Raw genomic sequence first — 19671 nt, 5'->3', positions numbered from 1 at the left:
GCTCTCGTTTATTGCGTTGTACGCGTTTTTTGTATGGCCACTATATAGACGCTTAGAGCCTTGCGAAAAAGGCATAAGATTGCATGGCAGTCCCGCGTCCAGAGCAGGGCATTCGCGTCAAGCCATTGAATTAATGACATTATGACACACCAATGACAAAGCCGTATAGACCGCCCGGACGTTGCGGCTTGCTTACCCGAACTTGGCCCTGGCATCAATTGCGAGGCCCGTACCGACACTGCCCAGAAGATCGCCATTGACGATGCGTGCTGCAGGAAATTTCGATGTCACAGCAGTGCGCAGCATCGGCAGCGCACTTGAGCCGCCGGTCATGAAGATCGTGTTGATCGCGTCATGGACCACACCGGCATCGGCAAGCAGACGGTCCATGGCGGCTGCGACCTTGCCGACCGCGTTGCCGACAATGGCATCGAACTCATCAAAGTCGATGGCGACGTTATCTGCGGCGATGAAGGACGAAAGCTCAATTTCTGCCCGTGACGCGTCAGTCAGCTCGATCTTCGCCTTCTCCACCGCGAGCGCAAGCGAATGGCCGCGTCGCTCTTCCACAATGCGTATCAGCCGGTCCACCAGGTCGCGGCGTTCGGCTTCATAACGCACCTGGCTCAACTCGTTCATCATCTTCGGCCCATAGAGCGAGTTGATGCGATGCCAGGTGGCGAGATCGTGAAAATAGCGGGTTGGAAGATTTCGCTTTCCATCGCGTGTCCAGGTGCCGTAACCAAGCTGCGGCATGACCTTTGCAATGCTCAACAGGCGATCGAAATCCGTGCCGCCAATGTGCACGCCCTCATTGGCAAGAATATCATCCTGCCGCTCAGCCTTCTTCGCACGTTCGGGCGACAGGCGCACCAGCGAGAAGTCCGATGTGCCGCCGCCGATATCGACGATCAGCACCAGCTCTTCGGCATTCACCTGTCGCTCATAATCGAGCGCCGCGGCAATCGGCTCATACTGGAATTCGATGTCGCGAAATCCTTGTGCGGCCGCAATCTCGCGAAGCGTGTCTTCAGCCTGCTTGTCCGCCACAGCGTTTTCATCGATGAAATGCACCGGGCGACCGAGTACCACTTGCGTGGTTTCTTCCCCTGTCTCCGCTTCGAGCTTCTGCCTCAAATGGCGAAAAAACGTACCGACAATATCGGTAAAGGCAACCGATCTAGCGCGGATACGGGTCTTTTCCGCGATGAGCGAGGTGCCGAGAATGCTTTTCAGCGCGCGCATCAGGCGCCCCTCGTCCCCCTCGACATAGGCTGCAATGGCCGCGCGTCCAAACAGGATTTCGTCAGCATCGAAGCGATAGAAAATGGCGCTGGGCAGCGTCACAGCCTCCGCTTCCAGCGGGACAAGACGTGCGTTCCTGCCGTCATGAATGCCGATGGTCGAGTTCGAAGTGCCAAAGTCGATTCCGCTGAAAATTCGGGTCATTGCATTATCCTGTTTATCTAAAGCATGAAAAGGCGCGCGGGCTTGACGCCTGCGTTCACTTCGCTCGACAAAAGTCTGAAAAATCGTCCGGAAGGCGCTGACTTAGCGAGAAAGCCCGCCAAGGGCAAGCGCGTCAAAGCAGCCAGCAGAAAAATCCGCCACGGCGAATGCCGCACGGTTGATGGGAAATGAAATGGGATCAGGGCATGTGGCCCGTTGCATTTCATTCAATTTCGCATGCTTCCACATGCCCTGACGGTGTCTGGAAGAACCCGAAGAGGAGAGAAGGTCGTAAATCTTCTCTCGTTCGGCCCTCCGTCCGGCTTGCCAGGCCAAACGGCGGTTTCCGCCCGCTGTCTCAGCGTCTCGGTGTTCGGGAGCTCACCTATCCCTGACGCACGAGAAGTATCGCGCAGCCGGCCAGGGTGTGGATAAATCTTCCAGAACAAACCACGGAAAAAAAACTAAGCCGCTGATTTCACAGCGGCTTATTTCTCAGCAAATCTTTTCTCTGTCCACGATTCTACGCGGGCAGGTTCGGCCGGGTGAGGCCAAGATGATCGCGCAGCGTCGTGCCGACATAATCGCGACGATAAAGACCCCGCTCCTGCAGGATCGGAACGACCTGTGCATTGAATTCTTCCAGACCGCCGGGAAAATAGGGCGGCATGACATTGAACCCATCCGCAGCGCCGTTTTCGAACCATTCCTGCATGCGGTTGGCGATGTCTTCCGCCGTTCCAATAATCATATGATGGCCCCGGCCGGCAGCAACGCGCAGAGCAAGCTGGCGGATGGTCAGGTTTTCCCGGCGGGCAAGTGCCGTCAGGAGTTCTGCACGGCTTCGCAGTTGGTCGGAGATCGGCAGATCCGGCAATGGGCCGTCGAGATCATAGCCTGAGAGGCTGTGGCCGAGACGCTCCTCCAGAAGCGGCAACGCGCCAACGACGTCGGTCCACTTGTCGAGTTCGATCAGCTTTTCGCTGGCTTCGGCCAGCGTGCGCCCGACGACCGGCAAAAAGCCCGGCATGACGGCGACGCCGTTCGGATTACGACCGAATTTCGCGACCCGCTCCTTCAGGCTCTTGTAGAATGCCTGCGCCTCCCCAAGGCTCTGTTGGGCAGTAAAGACAATATCGGCAGTGCGCGCAGCCAGATCCTGACCTGGCCCGGACGATCCAGCCTGGATCAGCACAGGGTGGCCCTGTGGACTGCGGGGTATGTTCAGCGGCCCCTTGACGGAAAAATACTTGCCGACGTGATCGAGCACATGAACCTTGTTCGGGTCGGCATAGACGCCGCTCTCCTTATTTTTCGGAAAGGCGTCATCGTCCCAGCTATCCCAGAGTCCACGCACGACATCGACGAATTCCTGCGCCACAGCGTAGCGCTCGTCATGCTCCGGATGCGATTTGGAGAAATTATTCGCGGTACGCGCATAGGAGGTGGTGACAATATTCCAGGCCGCACGTCCGTGGCTGAGATGATCTATCGAAGAGAAGGCGCGCGCCAGATGGTAGGGCTCCCCGTAAGTTGTGGAGGCGGTGGCGGCAAGGCCGATCCTTTCAGTGACCATGGCGAGCGCCGAAAGCAGCGTCAGCGGCTCGAAACGGGCGATCATCGAGGGATGGGCGTCGACCCCGCTGGTCAGGCCGTCAGCCAGGAAGATCATATCGAACTTCGCCTTCTCGGCCTCCTGCGCCACTCGTCGCAACAGATCGAAATTCTCACTGCCCGCCTCGGCGTTCGGATGACGCCAGCCGGAAACGTGATGACCTGCACCTTGCAGGAAGAGACCCAGATGGATTTGTCGCTTGGCAGTCATGGCAAAATCTCGTTTCGGAATTCAGTGTGAAAGCGGTTGGTTGAGCAGAGCCAGCAGGCGGGCAAGATCGCGCCCGTCAGTCATCTTGCGGACGAAATCAGGGATCTCGGCAAAAGCCGCATAGCCTCTCGTTGCGTCGATAAACTTCTCTGCCGGATCGGCAAGGCTCGGCAGACCATCGACACGATGCGACAGCGCCGCGCCGTCTTTCTTTGCCACCTCCAAAACGACGAACCGCGTGGTGGGATCAGGCGACAGGCGACGCGCCGTCTCGTCATGGCGACGTTCAATCCGCATAGCGAGTGCCCGAATGTCGGCACGCGTCGGCCGCTCATCGAAATGGTCGATGCCAAGCTTGCCGTCGATCAAAGCCGCGGCGAAGACATATTCGGCGCTGAAACGGGCATCGATGCCGTTCTGCGGTGCAGGACCAGCCACGAGCGCGGCATCGCCACCGGGCGGAAAAGTGATAATCGCTTGGTCGATATCTTCGGCTGCAAGCCCCTTTGCGCGCAACTCCAGCGCCGCAACAGCGACGGGGTGGCTCGCAGTGCAGCAGGGAAATGCTTTCAGCGTCAAGCCGGGCGCGGTGATCTGCCACGGCGCGCCGAAATTCTCGACCACCCTCAACGGCTGCTCCGCACCGAAGGCAAAGGCCTCGAAAAAACCGATCGGTCCCTCGAGGAAATCATCCGCGCCGGTAAAGCCGACTGCGGCCAGACGCGCAGCGCTCAGCCCCGAACGGGCGGCAAGGCCAACATGGAGCGGTTTGGCATCATAGCCGAATTGCAGACGAAGACCTGCCGATTGCGTTGCAGCAAGTCCAAGCGCGACCGCCGTTTTCTCTACCGACAAGCCCTGCAGCCGTGCGATGGCTGCGGCAGCGCCGATCGGGCCGAGGGTTGCCGTCGCATGAAACCCGTTTTCATAGTGCCTTGTACCCAGGGCCAGACCGATGCGAGCCATGACTTCCAGACCGACGACATAAGCGGCGATGAAATCATCCGCGCGAGCAGCTATGCCGCTTGCCAGGAGCGCCGGAATAATGACCGCGGTGGGATGCCCGCGCACGCTGGCATGCACATCGTCATAGTCGAGAACATGGCCGGCATGTCCATTGATGAGGGCAGCGGAAAAAGCGTCGCGCTTCTCCGCGGAACCTATCAGGATGGCATCGCCGGGCGCCGAGCCAAGTGCGTCGCGCACGACAAGCGTACTGCGATCGGCCGCGCCGGCAATCGCGCAGGCAAGATAGTCGACAATCGCTTCCCGCCCCGCCTTCATGGCGCTCGCGTCATGAAGCGGATCAGCGCTGGCTATTGCTTCGGACAAGGTTTGGGTGAGAGCGCTCATCATCAGATACCCTCGCCATACTGACCGCGCGCGGAATGGCCGCTCAAGCCGCCGACGAAACTGCGAATGCGCGGGTTATCCGCCTTGTGAAACAGATAGTCCGGCGGTCCTTGCTCGACTATGCGGCCATTCTCGGTGAAGATGACCTTGTCGCTGATTTCCTCGGCAAAGCGCATTTCGTGGGTGACGAGAATGCTCGTCATGCCTTCCTGTACCAATTCGCGGATAACAGCCAGAACCTCGCCAACCGTCTCGGGATCGAGCGCGGAGGTAACCTCGTCGAAGAGGACCAGTTCCGGACGCATGGCAAGCGCGCGTCCGATCGCAACGCGCTGCTGCTGACCACCGGACAACTCGCCCGGATAGGCATTCACCTTCGCTGACAGGTGCACGCGCTCCAGGAGTTCCCGGGCGTGACGCTCGGCTTCGGCTTTTGGCGTGCCCAGGATCTTGATCGGCGCGATGGTGATATTGTCGAGTACGGTCAGATGCGGGAAAAGATTGAACTGCTGGAAGACAATGCCGATCCGCTTGCGCAGAGCAATCTTTTCGGCCTCGGTCTTGAGTTGGTCGACCCGGGTCTCACCGACGCTGATCTTTCCAGATTGCGGCGTGAGCAGACCATTGATGCAGCGCAGGATGGTCGATTTACCCGACCCGCTGGGGCCGATGATCGAAACTGCCTCACCCTTGGAAACCTGCAGATCTATTCCCTTCAAAACCTCATTCTGGCCGAAAGAAAGATGCACGTCCTCAAGCGCGACCAGCGTTTCGGCGGTTTTTCCGTTCAAAGTCATGAGAATTCCAATCGGTCAGCGGAGAGCGAAGCGCTTTTCGAGGCGCTGCGTGTAACGGGAGACGGGATAGCAGAACAGAAAGAACGCCATCAGCACGGTGACATAGACCACCACGGTGAAATCGTTGCGCTGCACCGCAGTCGAGGCATCCGTGGCCGAATGCAGCAGCTCGTGCACGCCGACGAGTGAGGCAAGTGCGGTTCCCATCGTGATCGAGGCATAAAGGTTCATCCATGGCGGCAGCGAGCGTTTGATGCATTGCGGCAGAATGATCCAGCGAAGCGATTGCAAACGCGAAAAACCGAGACTTTGCGAAGCTTCCCACTGAGTGGTGGGAATGGATTGCAACGCGCCGCGAGTGATTTCGGCGATATGCGCACTCGCCGGAATGGCAAGCCCGACAACCGCCTTCACCCAATCCGGAAACGGCACGTAATTGCCGAAGATGACCAGTTCGAAGGGAAAAATATAGGTTGCGGCAAAGATCAGCACGAGATGCGGCGCGTTGCGGAAAATTTGCACATAGGCGATCGCGGGAACGCGGATGAACTTGTAAGGCGCAAGCTCCATCGCCCCTAGCGCGACACCGGCGATGGTGCCAAGCGAAATCGCGCAGACGCTTATCAGCACATTCATGCTGAAGCCCTTGCCGAGATAGGGCAGCCATTGCAGCAGCACCTGCCCAAGAGAGGGGTCGAAGACAAGCCACAGCACGATGGCTATAAGCGTCAGCGCAAAGGTCGCAGTCGGAACCGAAACGCGGCGCGAACGCGGCTCCTGATGAAGGGTGATCGCGCTCATTGTCCAAATCCCGGAACGGCAAGACGGCGCTCGAACCAATAACCGATACGAGCGACGACAAGATTAATGACGGAGAAGAAGAGCAAAAGCACGATCATCAGTTCGATGACATTGTCGCGCTGCGTCCAGATCATCAGTGAGGCATAAGTGATTTCACTGACCGCAATAGCGGAGCCGACCGTGGTGAGTTTCACCAGGTTGACGAGATTATTGACTATGGAGGGAAGCGCCGTGCGGATTGCCAGCGGCAGTTCCACATAGAGAAGCACTTGGTTCTGGCTGAAGCCGATGGATCGTGCGGCCTCGACCGTCGTGGACGGCACCGCCTCGATACCGCCGCGCAACGCCTCGGCATGGAAGGCGGCAATGTGCAAACCCGTGACTGACACGACCCAGAAGAACGGCGTGAAGGGGTTGTTCTGCGCCCCGCCAACGGCGTTGGTGATAAGCATGTTAAGAACAAGGAAGCCGAACATGAGCTGCACCAGAGTCGGCGTGTTCCGCGTCAACTCGATATAGGCTCGGACCGGAGCCGAAAGCCAGGTCTTGCCCGAGGTAAGGGCAGCGGCAAACAGAACCCCGAAGACGAGGCTGAGCGGAATAGTGACTGCAATGAGGATGAGGCTCATCCCCATCCCGTCGAGCCACATGTCGACTTCGTAGCCGCTGTTGAGAAAATCGAAGTTCAGCCCAATCGCCGCGGTAAGCGATATGATGGTCTGGACGATATCGTTCTGCATTGCTTGAACCGTTTCGTCTGAAATCATCTCCGCCGCTGCGTCAGGCAACGGCGGACCTTTATTGTGCGCGGTGCAATATTTACTGGCTGGTCGCGTACTTTTTCTGCTGTTCCTCAAGGAAGCTCGTGTTGAGAAGGCGATTTGCCTTGGCGATTTCGAGCATTTTGCCGGTTCCGTGCAGCTTCTGGATGGCCTTATCGATCGCGGCTTCCATATCAGGCTGGTCCTTGCGGAACCAGATGACGGAGTCGGAAGGGATCAGATCGGTCGGAATGACGATCGCGAAATCCTTCCACTCCTCGGCGCGGTCCTGAAGCATAAGGCCTACGGTCGGAGCGACGTGGACGGAGACGTCGCAATTGCCGCCCTTGAGGGCGAGAAGCGAATCCGGCTGGCTCGGCAATCCCTTGACGATCGCACCATGTTCCTCGATCAGCGGCTGCGTATAGTTAGATCCTTGCGAGACGCAGGCGACCTTGCCCTTCAGATCCGACCAGTCCTTGATGCCACTGTCCTTGCGGCCGACAGCAGCACCGCCAACGCGGTCGAACGGCGTCTTGGCATATCCAAGCGTCTTGGCACGTTCCTCGGTCCACTGCATGTTGGCGAGAAGAATATCGACCTTCCCCTGCGTCAGGAACTGCACGCGGTTCGGCGGTGTGACGGTCTGGGTCTCGAGTTCAACACCGAGTTCGGCCGCAATAGCTTTGGCAAGATCGACATTGAGGCCCTTCTGTTCCTGACTCTTCGGGTCGATGTAGCCGAACGGCGCCCCGGACAGGATCACGCCCGCAGTGATCTTGCCGCGAGCCTTGATGCGATCAAGCGTGGCATCGGCCTGGGCGGTGCCGGACGCAAGAGCAACGCCGAGCAAGGCAACGCCGCCCGCGACAACTTTTATGAAAGAATTTGTAGACGAGAAAAACATTGCGGCGACCTCCGGTTCACTATGCCGCAAACATAAAAACTCCTTCATGTACAAACGAGCCAACCGCGTTCGCGGTACCACCTCTTTGTAGGATCATTTTCCGAATTCTGCAGATTATGTAGGCCAGCGTTCTAGTCGCGCCGAAATTCCGCTGTCTGGAGGACCCAAGGGAAGATCCTCATATCCGGAATGAGCCACCCGACAGTCGCGCGTGAGCGAATGAATTTTCTCCGCAAACAAGAAACGGGAAACAACATCGTCGGAACACAAGAAGAGCGTCGTCCGTTAGAGAAAGACCGCCAGCCAGCGCTTCGCCAGCCATCGGAGGTTCCATGCAGGTCGAACTCAATATTAATGGCCAGATCCATCAGATGGATCTGGACACGCGCACCACCCTTCTTGATGCACTTCGCCACCATCTCGGATTAACCGGCACGAAAAAGGGCTGCGACCACGGACAATGCGGCGCATGTACCGTGATCATGGACGGACGGCGGGTGAATTCCTGCCTGAAGCTCGCCTGCATGTCGGATGGTTCGGAAATCACCACCATCGAAGGCCTCGGCACCGCAACCCATCTTTCGCCGCTGCAAGCGCAATTCGTCACGCATGACGGCTTCCAGTGCGGCTATTGCACACCCGGCCAGATCTGCTCCGCGACTGCGATGATCGAGGAGTTGAAGGCCAACTGGCCAAGCCATGTCTCCGGCAACCTGGACGGGCCATATGCTCCCACCCATGCGGAAATCGCCGAACGCATGAGCGGCAATTTGTGCCGCTGCGCTGCCTATTCCAATATTATCGACGCCATTCAAGCAGCACTTGACGAGACGCGCGAGCGCGAGGAGGCAGCGTGAGACAGTTTTCCTATCACCGTGCCACATCGATTGCCGATCTGCCGCCAGGAGCGACCATTATCGCCGGCGGCACCAATCTTCTGGATCTGATGAAGCATGAGATCACGCGCCCGGAAATGCTTGTCGATATCACCCGGCTTGATCTTGATTCGGTCGAGGAGACAGAAACCGGGTTGCGCATAGGGGCATTGGTGAAGAACAGCGATCTGGCAGCTCATCCGGTCATTCGCAGCGATTATCCGGTGCTCTCGCGGGCCCTGCTTGCGGGTGCGAGCGGCCAGCTCCGCAACATGGCGACGACCGCTGGTAACCTGATGCAGCGCACACGCTGTCCCTATTTCTATGATACCCGCATGGCCTGCAACAAGCGGATGCCCGGGGAAGGCTGTTCGGCAATAGGTGGCATCAATCGCAACCACGCGATCTTCGGCACATCCCCTCATTGCATCGCGACACATCCGAGCGACATGGCGGTTGCGCTGATGGCGCTCGACGCAGCGGTAGAGATCGAGGGCCGGACGACGCGCCAGGTGCCGCTGGCACGCTTCTACCGTTTGCCGGGAGCCACGCCGCACATCGAGACCGTGCTGGAACCCGGCGAGATCATCACGGCAGTCTCCCTGCCCGCTCCGGCTGGCGGCGAACAACGATATCGCAAGGTGCGCGACCGTGCCTCCTATGCCTTTGCGCTGGTCTCCGTTGCAGCCATTGTCAGGATGGAGGCTGGCAGAATCGTCCATGCGGCGCTTGCCTTCGGCGGCGTGGCCCACATGCCATGGCGCGATCCTGAAATTGAGGAGATGTTGCTCGGGCAAGAGCCGTCGGGCACACTCTTCGACCGGATCGCCGAACACCTCCTTCGCAACGCAGAGCCACAAACGGACAATGCATTCAAGGTACCGCTTCTGAAACGCACACTGAAAGCCGTTCTTGCCGACGCCACGCAGACGGAGGTGAATCCATGACCCATCATCTCAAGGTGGACATCCCCGATTACCGCAACCGCCTCGACGATATGGTTCAGGGCATCCTGGGCAAGCCGATTGACCGCTTCGAAGGGCCTCTCAAGGTTGCGGGCCGCGCGACCTATGCAGCGGAAGCCCGCCCTGTCGGCCTTGTTTATGGAGTCCTGGTGCAGGCGGCCATTCCACATGGCAAGGTTTTGGAGGTAGGAGGCGTGACGGGCGTGCTCGCCGTCATTCACGATGAGCGAATGCTACGTCGCGCCGCGCAGGGCATGGCAAAAACGGGACCGATGGCAGGTCCCGACACCGTCGATTATATGGGCCAGGCCGTGGCGCTCGTCGTGGCAGAAACCTTCGAAGCCGCGCGTGACGCGGCGCTCAACCTCGAACTGCGTTACTCGGTCGAAGCAGCGGCGGTCAACCCGGAAGCCGTCGAGCCGGAGTTTCCCGAGAAAAAGCAATCAAGTCATGGTGATCTTGATCAAGCAGTGAAAGAAGCGGCCTTCAGCATCGACAATGTCTGGCATACGCCGGCCCATGCGGCATCGGCCATGGAGCCGCATGCGGCAATCGCCGAATGGAACGGCGATAGTGTCACGATCCGCGCCGGCATGCAGATGCTTTCGTCGAACAAGCTGCAGGTTGCCGATGCACTCGGCATCAAGCCCGCGCAGGTTCGTCTTCTTGCACCCTATGTTGGAGGCGGGTTCGGCTCGAAGCTTGGCGTTAATGCAGAAACTATAGCGGCAGCCATCGCAGCGAAGCAATTGGGACGGCCCGTCCTCGTCGCTCTAACGCGTCAACAGGAATTCGACCTAGCGCATCGACGGTCCGAAACGCGGCAACGCATTCGTCTCGCCTGCGACACAGACGGAAAGCTGACGGGCATTGGCCACGAAGCCTTCGTCTCCAACCTGCCGGATGAGGCATTTTCGGAGCCGGTGACGCAGGCAACGCCGTTCACCTATCAGGCAGCGCATCGGCAGATCGTGCACGGCGTGGCGCGCGTTCACCGATCCTGTGCGGGCTCTGTCAGAGCTCCGGGAGAAGCAGTCGGCGTGACCGTGTTCGAAACGGCGATGGACGAGCTTGCGGAGGCTGTAGGCATCGATCCGGTCGAGCTGCGACTGCGCAACATTCCCGAAGCGGAGCCAGTGACGGAGCGCCCCTTCTCCAGTCATAAACTGGCGGAGGCATTACGAGAAGGTGCAGAACGCTTCGGTTGGTCGCGACGGAAAGCGCCGCGCGAACGCCTTGAGGGAGAATGGTTCGTCGGCATGGGGGTTGCGGCGGCGGTTCGCGTCAACATGCTCATCGAGTCCCGCGCCCGCGTTACATTGAAGGCAGACGGCAAGGCCATCGTGGAAACCGACATGACCGATATCGGTACCGGCACCTATACGATCCTTTGTCAGATCGCGGCGGAGATGCTGGGGCTGGCCCGCGAGGATGTGCATGTCGAACTCGGCGACACGAATTTTCCGCCAGCCTCCGGGTCCGGCGGTTCGTTCGGCGCAGCGTCGAGCGGCACATCGGTCTATCTGGCCTGCGAGGAAATCCGGTCGCTCATCGCAACGAAAATGGGCTGCACGGAAGAAGAGCTGACACTCCAGGATGGTATGGCACGGGCCGGAAATGTCGCTCAACCTATCAGTCAATTGCTTGACGGACCGCTCGTTGCAGAAGGCCATGTCGAGCCGGGAAACACAGAAAAAACCACCCGACAAGCCACGTGGGGCAGCCATTGGGCAGAGGTAGCCGTCAATCGCTGGACCGGTGAAGTGCGCGTGCGGCGTATGATGGGTGTGTTTGCCTGCGGCCGCGTGTTCAACGAGAAGACGGCGCGTTCGCAATGTCTGGGCGGCCTCACTTTCGGCATCGGAATCGCGCTGACGGAAGCAATGGAGCACGATCCGCGGGACGGCCATATAGTGAGCCGCGATCTTGCGGAGTATCATATACCCTGCCACGCGGACGTGCCTCACATGGAGGTGCATTTCATCGAGGAACGTGACGCCTATGTCGGACCGACACAAGCCAAGGGGCTGGGCGAACTGGGTATTTGCGGCGCGGGCGCGGCTGTCCTCAATGCAATCTACAATGCCTGCGGGGTCCGTATACGGGATCTGCCCGCGACCCCCGACAAACTCATCGCGAGCCTTGCATGAGCATGGTGATCGCAGAAGCGTCTCCCGATCCCGTCCGTGGCCGACATGACGGCGACCCATTGCAAGCTGCGTTGCATCGCGAAGAGAGCGTGCTCGCGATCATCACCGAAGTAAACGGACCATCATATCGTCCGCTCGGCGAAATCATGGCTTTCGTCCCGGACGCTCGCGTTGGATCGTTGAGTTCGGGTTGCATAGAAGCAGACCTCGCGACGCATGCACAGGATGCCCTGCAGAATGGGGCAAAGCTTGTGCGCTACGGAGACGGTTCGCCCTTCATCGATCTGCAACTGCCCTGCGGCGGGGGGCTGGAAATTACGCTTATCCCACGTCCCGACCGAGATGTATTGAGAAGCGTCGAGGAAAAGCGTGGCAGACGCGAACGCTGCGCCTTCCTGGTAACGAACGATTACCGGCTGCAGGAAACCGTCTATGGCACGACCGGGAAGACCAGGGATGGCTTTCGCGTCTCGTTCCGCCCGCAACCACGCTTTCTGATTTTCGGCAGCGGACCGGAGGCTGCCATTTTCACCGATCTTGTCAAATCGGCGAACTATCCGCATCTTCTCCTTTCCGCCGATCGAGAGACATTAACATCTGCAAAAGCAAACGGCTGCGCCGCCACCCAGCTTCACTGGGCCGCAATGCCCGCCGATCTACCTATCGACGATCGAACCGCCGCCATTCTGTTCTTCCATGATCACAGCTGGGAACCAACTATACTTGCCCGGCTCCTGGAGACCCCGGCCTTCTATATCGGAGCGCAAGGGTCACGCCGGGCACATGACGGCCGGATAGCCGAATTGCGCCGAATCGGCGTGCGCGAGGGACTGGCTCGCATCAAGGGACCCATCGGATTGATACCGTCGGCGCGCGACCCAAGAACGCTTGCCGTTTCGGTCCTGGCCGAGGTTCTGGATGCCGCGCGATGACGACGGTGGTGCTTCTTGCAGCTGGCAAATCGCGGAGGTTTGGCGAAAAATGCAAGCTGCGAACGCCGTTCATGGGAAAACCACTGATCCGCCATGCGGCAGACGCCGTCGTCAATACAGGGCTGCCAAGAATTGCGGTCGTCAGCGACCCCGCAGTCCAAGCCCTGATACCCGAATTCCGCTGCATTTTTTCCAACGGACTCATGTCGCAATCGCTTAAGGCGGGCATTGGCGCGCTCGGTGACGATGATGCCTTGATCATGCTCGGCGACATGCCTTTCGTGAAGAGCGAATTCCTTCTGCAAATCGCTGGCGCTGACACGCCGGCAGCGGCGACGGATGGCAACAAAGTCTCGCCGCCTGCGCTTATCAAGTCCACTCTTTATCCACGCCTGTCCGCTTTGCAGGGCGATCAGGGTGCCGGATCGCTCTTGCGCGAGCTACCTGGGCTGATGCGCTTCAGTGCCGGTCCTGGTGAACTTGAGGATATCGATACCGGCGATGACTTTGCAAAGTTCTGCGAACCGACGGCAACTAAAGAACACTAAGGACTCGAGCCACTAGCGGAGCGGGTGACCAGCCGGTTCGCACCGGCGTAATACCGAGGCGGACGATAACGAGATTTGCGGAAGGAATGATCGCCGCGATCTGGCCGTCATGCCCACGCATCCAATAGGTGTCGCCCGGCAATGCCGCGCCCTCGCCCGAACGTGTCAGCGTGCTCAGCCACACTTGCCCTTGCCCATAGGCACCATTGGATGGGGCACTTGGTGTGCGCATCCAATGGACATAGCCCTGAGGAAGAATGGGCGTTCCCTTCCAGACGCCGTCCTGCAGCAGGAACTGGGCGAAGCGTGCCCAATCCCGCGCCGTCGCGTACATGAATGACGAGCCTATAAAAGTGCCTGAGGCGTCCGTTTCCATCACCGCGCTCGACATGCCAAGCGGTGCAAATAGCGCCCGTCTCGGCCAGGCAAGCGCTTCCTCAGGCGTGTCAAAACGGTCCTGAAGCAGGCGCGCCAGCAGAACTGTGGTGCCGGACGAGTAGTTGAATGTCGTGCCTGGCGCAGCTTCGAGCTGTGAGCGAGCAACAAAACGCGCCATGTCAGGTTCAAGAAAGAGCATGCGGTTGACGTCCGAGATCCCGCCATAGGTCTCGCGGAATGCCAGACCGCTCTTCATGCCAAGAAGATCGGACAATTTGATCTGCTGTCGATCACCCGTCCAGTCGGGTCGCAGGTTCGGCTCGTCCAGACTGTCGAACCGGTTCGTGGCTGTGCCGATCAAGGCTGCGATCACCGTCTTGGTCATCGACCAGCCGAGAAGCGGCGTGTCGGACGAAAACCCCTCCCCGTACTGCTCACCGACAATGCGGCCATCATGCACGACGACCACAGCGCGCATGCCTGGCCCGACAAGCACTTCGTCGCGGAGAATAGAAGAGACCGCAGGGTTCGCGCTTTGCGCCGTGGCATCTCCATCCGGCCATGGCAGGGTCTTGTCAGCAACGGGCATCTCGACCGCCGCGGCGCGCGGCATTGCCTGAACGCGAGCGAAATCGCCATCGGGAACAGGCGTGCAGCCCAACTCATCCCGATGCATGGCCCAGTTGCGAGCGAACTGACCAAGAAAAGCGGCGGAGACGATTTTTCGATCGTGATCCACCTCGACGGAGATGAGCCGAAGCAGCGGATTGCCCGGGGCCTGAACGTCGACCGCGAGAAGCGTTTCCAGGTTGCGCCCGGCGACGAAGAGACCGGAGCACACGATTTTTGCAGCATAGCCCGTGCCGATCCGCAAGAGGCTGGGTGGCGCAAGCGCAAGCCACACAAGCGCACCAATCAGCAGCGCCGCCAGAAGTGTTGATATCATCCGAGCCAATCGCCGCATAACCATTTACGTCCCGCCCCCAAATGTCCCCTCATCGCTGATGATGTGAATTCAGGAGCGGAGCTTATGCAAGCTCTATGTCGTTAAAATATCAGCTCGTCATTCGTTCGATTTATCGCTTCTTTGCAACATAGAGATGGCCCGGCACCGGCGCATCCCGCTCATTGCGCACAATGATGTCTGCGCAGCAGACGCAATCCATATCATGAGCGTTGAGAAGTCGTTCGACATAGGACCGGGGATGAGCGAAACGCTGATGATCACCAACGGTAAAGTCGCGTCCTTCAAAGCGAGCATCTTCCAGCGTTTCACTGGAGAAACCAAAAAAACCGCCAGACAGCAGGTGTTTTTCGACGCCAGAGAAGAAGCGTTCCAGGTCGCCCATGTAAGGCAGCACGTCCGTTGCGACGATCAGATTCCAGGCCGCGTCTTCGGTATTATCAAGAAAATGAACGACTTCGCCAACGAAGAGCTTGTCATAGTCGCCCTTCTCGTAGGCGATCTCCACCATATTCTCGGAAATATCGACACCCGTTTTGTGGGCGGCCATGTCCTCAAGCGCATCTGCCGACAAACCAGTGCCGCAACCTAAATCGAGCATGCGCTCGACATGGAACCGCGGATCAATCTCCAGTAATGCCTCCCGCAATTGCAGCGGTACGTCGTAACCCAGCTGATCGACCAGGATCGTATCGAACATTTCGGCGTGCTGATCGAAGAGAGTGGCGACATAAGCGTCCGGCGCTTTTTCCGGTACGGTGCCGCGTCCCATGCTGGCCATCCGCACCGAAGCGCCGCCGTGATCCTCAGGGTCGAGCGCAAGCACTTCCTCATAAGCCCTGGCCGCCGCATCATAATCGCCGGCCTTTTCCAGATCGAGCGCGCGGTTATAGGCTTCCTCAAGCGCCGCCTGATCGAGTTCTTTCTTTTCGTGCTGCGTCATCGATCTTGTCATCCTGTTTTCAGGGCAGGGCTTTACGCCTCGGGCGCCTCTTTGAACAGGGGGTATCTCTCTCCCTCCAGAAGAGGACGCAACGATGTCAGCTCCTTTGCCAGATAATCCAGCAGACTGCGGATACGTGGCACGTTGCGCAAGTCGCGATGTGTCAGAAGCCAAAGATCGGTTGCAAAGCGGGCGTCCGGGGCCGCGAGGCGCTTCAGGCTCGGGCGGACATCGCCGATGAAACAGGGCAGATAGCCGATGCCTATACCGGCCTCTATCGCCTCTCCAAGGCCCAGAACGGTGTTGGCCCGGTAGGCAATGCGCCGAGCCTCTACATTGGCGACGACTTCCCGCACAACCTTCATCTCGCCCATACTTTCGCCAAGGGTCACCCAACGCGCAGCATCGACTTCCTCCTTCAGCCCCACAGGCGTGTAAAGCGCCCAGGCGATACGGCTTGCCCGCCGTCCGATCAGCGTTTCAGGGGGTGTGTCTGTCGCGCGGATCGCAATGTCGGCATCACGCCTCGAAAGGTTGAGCGGCGCATTAGAAAGGACAATGTCGAGTGTCACGTCGGGACAGCTCTTCTGGAAGCCGGCAAACAGCGATGTCAGAAGATGGACAAGGAGCGAGTCGTTCGTTGTCACGCGCACTTCGCCCGCGGGCAGAAGCTCTCTGCCTGAAAGTTTGAGCGCCAGTGCGTCCACCTCTTCCTGCATGTGCTCGGCTGCCTTGACAATCTCCTCTCCGAGCTGCGTCGGCGTGAGCACCGGGCCGTTCCGCTCGAAAAGCGTCAGCTTATGCGTTTCCTCGACCTGCTTAAGCCGACGAAACACCGTGGAATGGGCAACGCCAAGTCGATCCGCGGCGGCCGGCAATGTCCCTGTATCTGCGATTGCCTTGATCAATCTAAAATCGTCCCAACTTAGCTTTTCCACCATCGAACTCCGTCCCCGCGCAATTTCGTTATTGCGAATTTGCAATACGAATATCAATGACATTTGAAAACTATTGCATAATTATGCTGAAAAGCAACGAAGGAGGTCATCATGACGACCCGCAACGGAATTCATCACGTCACAGCCATCGCCGGTCCTGCCAGCCGCAATGTGCAGTTCTACACGAAGACGCTCGGCCTTCGCCTCGTCAAGAAGACGGTTAACTTCGACGATCCGGGTACCTACCACCTCTACTATGGAGATGAGGCCGGTAGTGCAGGCACGATCCTGACCTTCTTCCCCTGGGCCAATGTAGCGCCTGGACGTCTTGGTGTCGGCGAGACACAGGAAACAGTCTTCCGCGTGCCGGAAGGCTCGATCGGTTACTGGACGCACCGTCTGCTCGAAAAGGGCATCACGCATGATGCGCCTGAAAAGCGCTTCGGCGAAACCATACTCTCCTTCCGTGACCCGGACGGGATGCGGCTTGCGCTTGCCGGCGTGCCCGGGGCCGAAGCCGAAGCTGCCTGGGACAATGGGGAGATACCGGTTGAGCATGCGATCCGCGGCTTCCATTCGGTCAGTCTGCTGCTTGAAGAAGAAGGCCCCACGGCTGCAATCCTCACCGGCGTTCTCGGTTTCGAGAAGATTGGCGATGAGGCTTCAACGTCGCGCTTCATCGTCAAGGACCAGCCGATCGGCGGCATCGTGGATATTCGTGCTGTCGGGGGTTTCCTGAAGCCCCGTCCTGGCGGCGGCTCGGTTCACCATATTGCGTTTCGCGCCAAGGATGACGCGCAACAGGAAGACATGGTGCGCAAGCTGCGCGAGACCTTCGGCATCGCGACCACGGAACAGAAAGACCGTAATTATTTCCGGTCGGTCTATTTCCGTGAGCCGGGTCACGTGCTCTTCGAAATCGCAACGGATCAACCCGGTTTCTCCGTCGATGAACCGTTAGCCGAACTGGGTAACGCGCTGAAGCTTCCGGATTTTCTGGAGCCGCACCGCGCACGGATCGAGGCAAGCCTGCCTGATCTGACGGAACAATAATTATCGCCAAAACTTCGCGAGGGACGCAATCACACATCGTTCCCTCGCGAACGGGAGCATTCAGATGAACACGACGCTTTCCTTCACCCATCGTTTTGTCCCCGCCTCGGCCGAGGGCGAAAAGCCCCTGCTGCTCCTCCACGGAACAGGGGGCGATGAAAACGACCTGCTCGATCTGGGGCGGGCTCTTGCACCGCATTCCGCCCTTCTGTCGCCGCGCGGCCGTGTGCTTGAAAACGGCATGCCGCGATTTTTCAAGCGGTTGAGTGAGGGCGTCTTCGACGAGGCGGATCTCCTGGCTCAAACGAAAGCTCTGGCGGCCTTCATTGCGGAAGCGCGCGAGGCTTACGCACTTGAAGCTCCGCTCGCCGTTGGCTTCTCGAACGGGGCAAACATCGCAGCATCTCTCCTGATGCAGGCCCCCAACTGCCTGGCGGGCGCGCTCCTGCTACGGCCCATGCAGCCATATCGCGTTCGACCGCAATTCCGTTTGAACTCCACGCCCATACTCATGCTTTCCGGCGCGTTCGATCCAATCGTCGGGAAAGTAAACGTTGACGGCCTGGCTGAAGCTTTTACCGAGGCCGGGGCCGATCTTCGTTACGAGACATTGCCTACCGGCCATGCATTGAGCCAGATGGATCTGACGATCGCAAAGGAATGGTTGTCCGAGCATGGGCGAGCCTGACCGCCTCTTCTCAAGCGAAAATCCAGACGCTCAGACTCTACGTTTGAGCGTCTTTCTGTTTGAGCAGAAGCACACATGCGTCTCTTCATGCATCAACTAAAATTAAGTTTGTAAAAGACACTTTTTTAGTTGTCACTAAATATTGTTTTGCTAATTTAGTTAGTACCAAATGAATTTTAGATAGAAGCTTTTAGGGTCGGAGTCGCAATCGGGGGGAATAGACGGCGCACCCGCCAAGGGGATTATCCCAGGAGAGGAAACTGGAATGGCTGCGCGCATTACAGGCAAGCTGGACGGCAAGATTTCGGAAGTCGCCGGCAACGTTTTACACCTTGACGCGCCAAGCGTCGTTCAACTGCCTTATACGCCTGAACAAGTTGTCTCCTATCAACGCGTCGGCGATGATCTCATTCTCCGGCTTATTAATGGCGAGATCATCCGCATTGAAGATTTCTATGCTGATCTTCAGAGCGGCGTCAGAAGCGATCTCGTGCTGGAAGGGCAGAACGGAGAACTCTGGTACGGCGCGCATACCGAAGGTCTGACCGATTTCAGTTTCGCCCGGATTGGTTCCGTCGATCAGCTTGTCGGCGCAACCGCAAGCGCAGGTGGAGGCCTTGGTCTCGGCGGATTGCTGGCGGCCGGTCTCGCTGTCGGGGCGGCTGGCGCCATCGCAGCATCTTCCAGCGGCAGCGACAATGACAGTGGCAGCAATGACAATGGCGGTGGCGCGGACACGACCCCGCCTGCCCGACCGGGTGACCTCGCAATCACTCCTGACGGAACCAGCCTTACCGGCACGGGAGAGGCAGGTTCGACCGTCGCGGTACTTGATGCTTCCGGAAATCAGATTGCCGAAGGCACCGTCGGATCGAATGGCCATTTTACGGTTGCGCTCCAGCCACCGCAGAACGATGGCGGCCAGCTCAGCGTTACGCTGACCGATGCAAATGGCAACACATCCGAGCCCGGTTCGATAACCGCCCCTGCCCTGGACACGATCGCCCCCGAAGCTCCAACCGATCTCGTCGTCGCAAGCAATGGCGCGAGCATCACCGGTCGTGGCGAGGCTGGCGCGATTGTAAAAATCTACAATGCCGCAGGGCAAGTGATCGGCGAAGGCACGGTCACGCAGGACGGCACCTTTATTGCAGCGCTCTCCCCCGCTCAATTTGATGGATCGACCCTTTCCGTCACATTGACCGATGCTGCCGGAAATATATCGTCAGCGGCAACCGTAGCCGCCCCCATTCAAGATATCATACCGCCCGAAGCACCCACCGGTGTGGCAATCGCCGCCGATGGCAGTGCCGTCACGGGCACCGGAAAGCCGGGTTCGACCAT

Annotated in this window: 18 protein-coding genes; 8 read left to right on the top strand and 10 right to left on the bottom strand. The window is 58.8% G+C overall.

Going from position 1 to position 19671, the window contains the following annotated elements; translation table 11 throughout:
- Window positions 1-192: 192 nt before the first annotated feature.
- From IE151_RS09600 to IE151_RS09570, 7 genes are all read right to left on the bottom strand, one after another.
- The gene (locus tag IE151_RS09600) at window positions 193-1449 is read right to left on the bottom strand and encodes an Hsp70 family protein (protein WP_189489796.1); all 1257 of its coding nucleotides are present in this window, start codon (window positions 1447-1449) and stop codon (window positions 193-195) included.
- 523 nt (window positions 1450-1972) lie between these two features.
- Window positions 1973-3274: an LLM class flavin-dependent oxidoreductase gene (locus IE151_RS09595; protein ID WP_189489795.1), complete on the bottom strand. Its 1302-nt coding sequence runs from the start codon at window positions 3272-3274 to the stop codon at window positions 1973-1975.
- Between the two features lie 21 nt (window positions 3275-3295).
- The gene (locus tag IE151_RS09590) at window positions 3296-4627 is read right to left on the bottom strand and encodes an MmgE/PrpD family protein (protein WP_189490010.1); all 1332 of its coding nucleotides are present in this window, start codon (window positions 4625-4627) and stop codon (window positions 3296-3298) included.
- Between the two features lie 2 nt (window positions 4628-4629).
- Window positions 4630-5424 (bottom strand): amino acid ABC transporter ATP-binding protein, encoded by a 795-nt coding sequence (locus tag IE151_RS09585; RefSeq protein ID WP_189489794.1) that lies wholly within the window; start codon window positions 5422-5424, stop codon window positions 4630-4632.
- A gap of 15 nt (window positions 5425-5439) precedes the next feature.
- The gene (locus IE151_RS09580; protein WP_189489793.1) at window positions 5440-6225 is read right to left on the bottom strand and encodes an amino acid ABC transporter permease; all 786 of its coding nucleotides are present in this window, start codon (window positions 6223-6225) and stop codon (window positions 5440-5442) included.
- Window positions 6222-6965 carry an amino acid ABC transporter permease gene (locus IE151_RS09575; RefSeq protein WP_189489792.1) on the bottom strand — a complete coding sequence of 248 codons (744 nt, stop codon included), beginning with the start codon at window positions 6963-6965 and terminating at the stop codon, window positions 6222-6224. Before IE151_RS09575 ends, IE151_RS09580 begins: the two co-directional genes overlap by 4 nt.
- A 79-nt stretch (window positions 6966-7044) precedes the next feature.
- On the bottom strand, window positions 7045-7893 hold the full coding sequence (locus IE151_RS09570) for a transporter substrate-binding domain-containing protein (protein WP_189489791.1): 849 nt from the start codon (window positions 7891-7893) through the stop codon (window positions 7045-7047).
- 332 nt (window positions 7894-8225) lie between these two features.
- On the opposite strand from IE151_RS09570, the gene IE151_RS09565 reads away from it, so the two are divergent.
- The 5 genes from IE151_RS09565 to IE151_RS09545 are packed head-to-tail and all read left to right on the top strand — an operon-like array spanning window position 8226 to window position 13363.
- Window positions 8226-8750 carry a 2Fe-2S iron-sulfur cluster-binding protein gene (locus tag IE151_RS09565; protein WP_189489790.1) on the top strand — a complete coding sequence of 175 codons (525 nt, stop codon included), beginning with the start codon at window positions 8226-8228 and terminating at the stop codon, window positions 8748-8750.
- Window positions 8747-9715, top strand: coding sequence for an FAD binding domain-containing protein (locus IE151_RS09560; RefSeq protein WP_189489789.1), 969 nt, complete (start codon window positions 8747-8749; stop codon window positions 9713-9715). The genes IE151_RS09565 and IE151_RS09560 overlap by 4 nt, the downstream gene beginning before the upstream one ends.
- Window positions 9712-11883 carry a xanthine dehydrogenase family protein molybdopterin-binding subunit gene (locus IE151_RS09555; RefSeq protein ID WP_189489788.1) on the top strand — a complete coding sequence of 724 codons (2172 nt, stop codon included), beginning with the start codon at window positions 9712-9714 and terminating at the stop codon, window positions 11881-11883. The genes IE151_RS09560 and IE151_RS09555 overlap by 4 nt, the downstream gene beginning before the upstream one ends.
- A complete protein-coding gene (locus tag IE151_RS09550; protein ID WP_189489787.1) occupies window positions 11880-12815 on the top strand; it encodes an XdhC family protein in 936 nt (311 codons plus the stop codon). Before IE151_RS09555 ends, IE151_RS09550 begins: the two co-directional genes overlap by 4 nt.
- Window positions 12812-13363 (top strand): nucleotidyltransferase family protein, encoded by a 552-nt coding sequence (locus tag IE151_RS09545; protein WP_189489786.1) that lies wholly within the window; start codon window positions 12812-12814, stop codon window positions 13361-13363. The genes IE151_RS09550 and IE151_RS09545 overlap by 4 nt, the downstream gene beginning before the upstream one ends.
- Here the strand turns inward: IE151_RS09545 and IE151_RS09540 are convergent.
- The 3 genes from IE151_RS09540 to IE151_RS09530 form a co-directional block, all read right to left on the bottom strand.
- Entirely contained in the window at window positions 13350-14705 is a 1356-nt protein-coding gene (locus IE151_RS09540; RefSeq protein ID WP_189489785.1) for a serine hydrolase domain-containing protein, read from the bottom strand. The two genes, IE151_RS09545 and IE151_RS09540, sit on opposite strands and share 14 nt — an antisense overlap.
- Window positions 14706-14817: 112 nt before the next feature.
- Complete coding sequence (locus tag IE151_RS09535; RefSeq protein WP_189489784.1) at window positions 14818-15648, bottom strand: methyltransferase domain-containing protein; 831 nt, start codon at window positions 15646-15648, stop codon at window positions 14818-14820.
- A gap of 32 nt (window positions 15649-15680) precedes the next feature.
- Window positions 15681-16589, bottom strand: a complete 909-nt coding sequence (locus tag IE151_RS09530) for a LysR family transcriptional regulator (protein WP_189489783.1) — start codon at window positions 16587-16589, stop codon at window positions 15681-15683.
- 108 nt (window positions 16590-16697) lie between these two features.
- Between IE151_RS09530 and IE151_RS09525 the strand changes: the two genes are divergently transcribed.
- The 3 genes from IE151_RS09525 to IE151_RS09515 all read left to right on the top strand — a co-directional run.
- Window positions 16698-17639 (top strand): ring-cleaving dioxygenase, encoded by a 942-nt coding sequence (locus IE151_RS09525; protein WP_189489782.1) that lies wholly within the window; start codon window positions 16698-16700, stop codon window positions 17637-17639.
- Window positions 17640-17703: 64 nt separating this feature from the next.
- Window positions 17704-18327 (top strand): alpha/beta hydrolase, encoded by a 624-nt coding sequence (locus IE151_RS09520; RefSeq protein WP_189489781.1) that lies wholly within the window; start codon window positions 17704-17706, stop codon window positions 18325-18327.
- Window positions 18328-18592: 265 nt separating this feature from the next.
- Window positions 18593-19671 (top strand): Ig-like domain-containing protein (locus IE151_RS09515; RefSeq protein ID WP_189489780.1); only part of this gene is annotated, 1079 nt, incomplete at its 3' end.

This window comes from Limoniibacter endophyticus, assembly GCF_014652835.1.
GTDB classification, from domain to species: Bacteria; Pseudomonadota; Alphaproteobacteria; order Rhizobiales; family Rhizobiaceae; genus Limoniibacter; species Limoniibacter endophyticus.
This window is presented reverse-complemented; position numbering and strand designations above follow the sequence as displayed.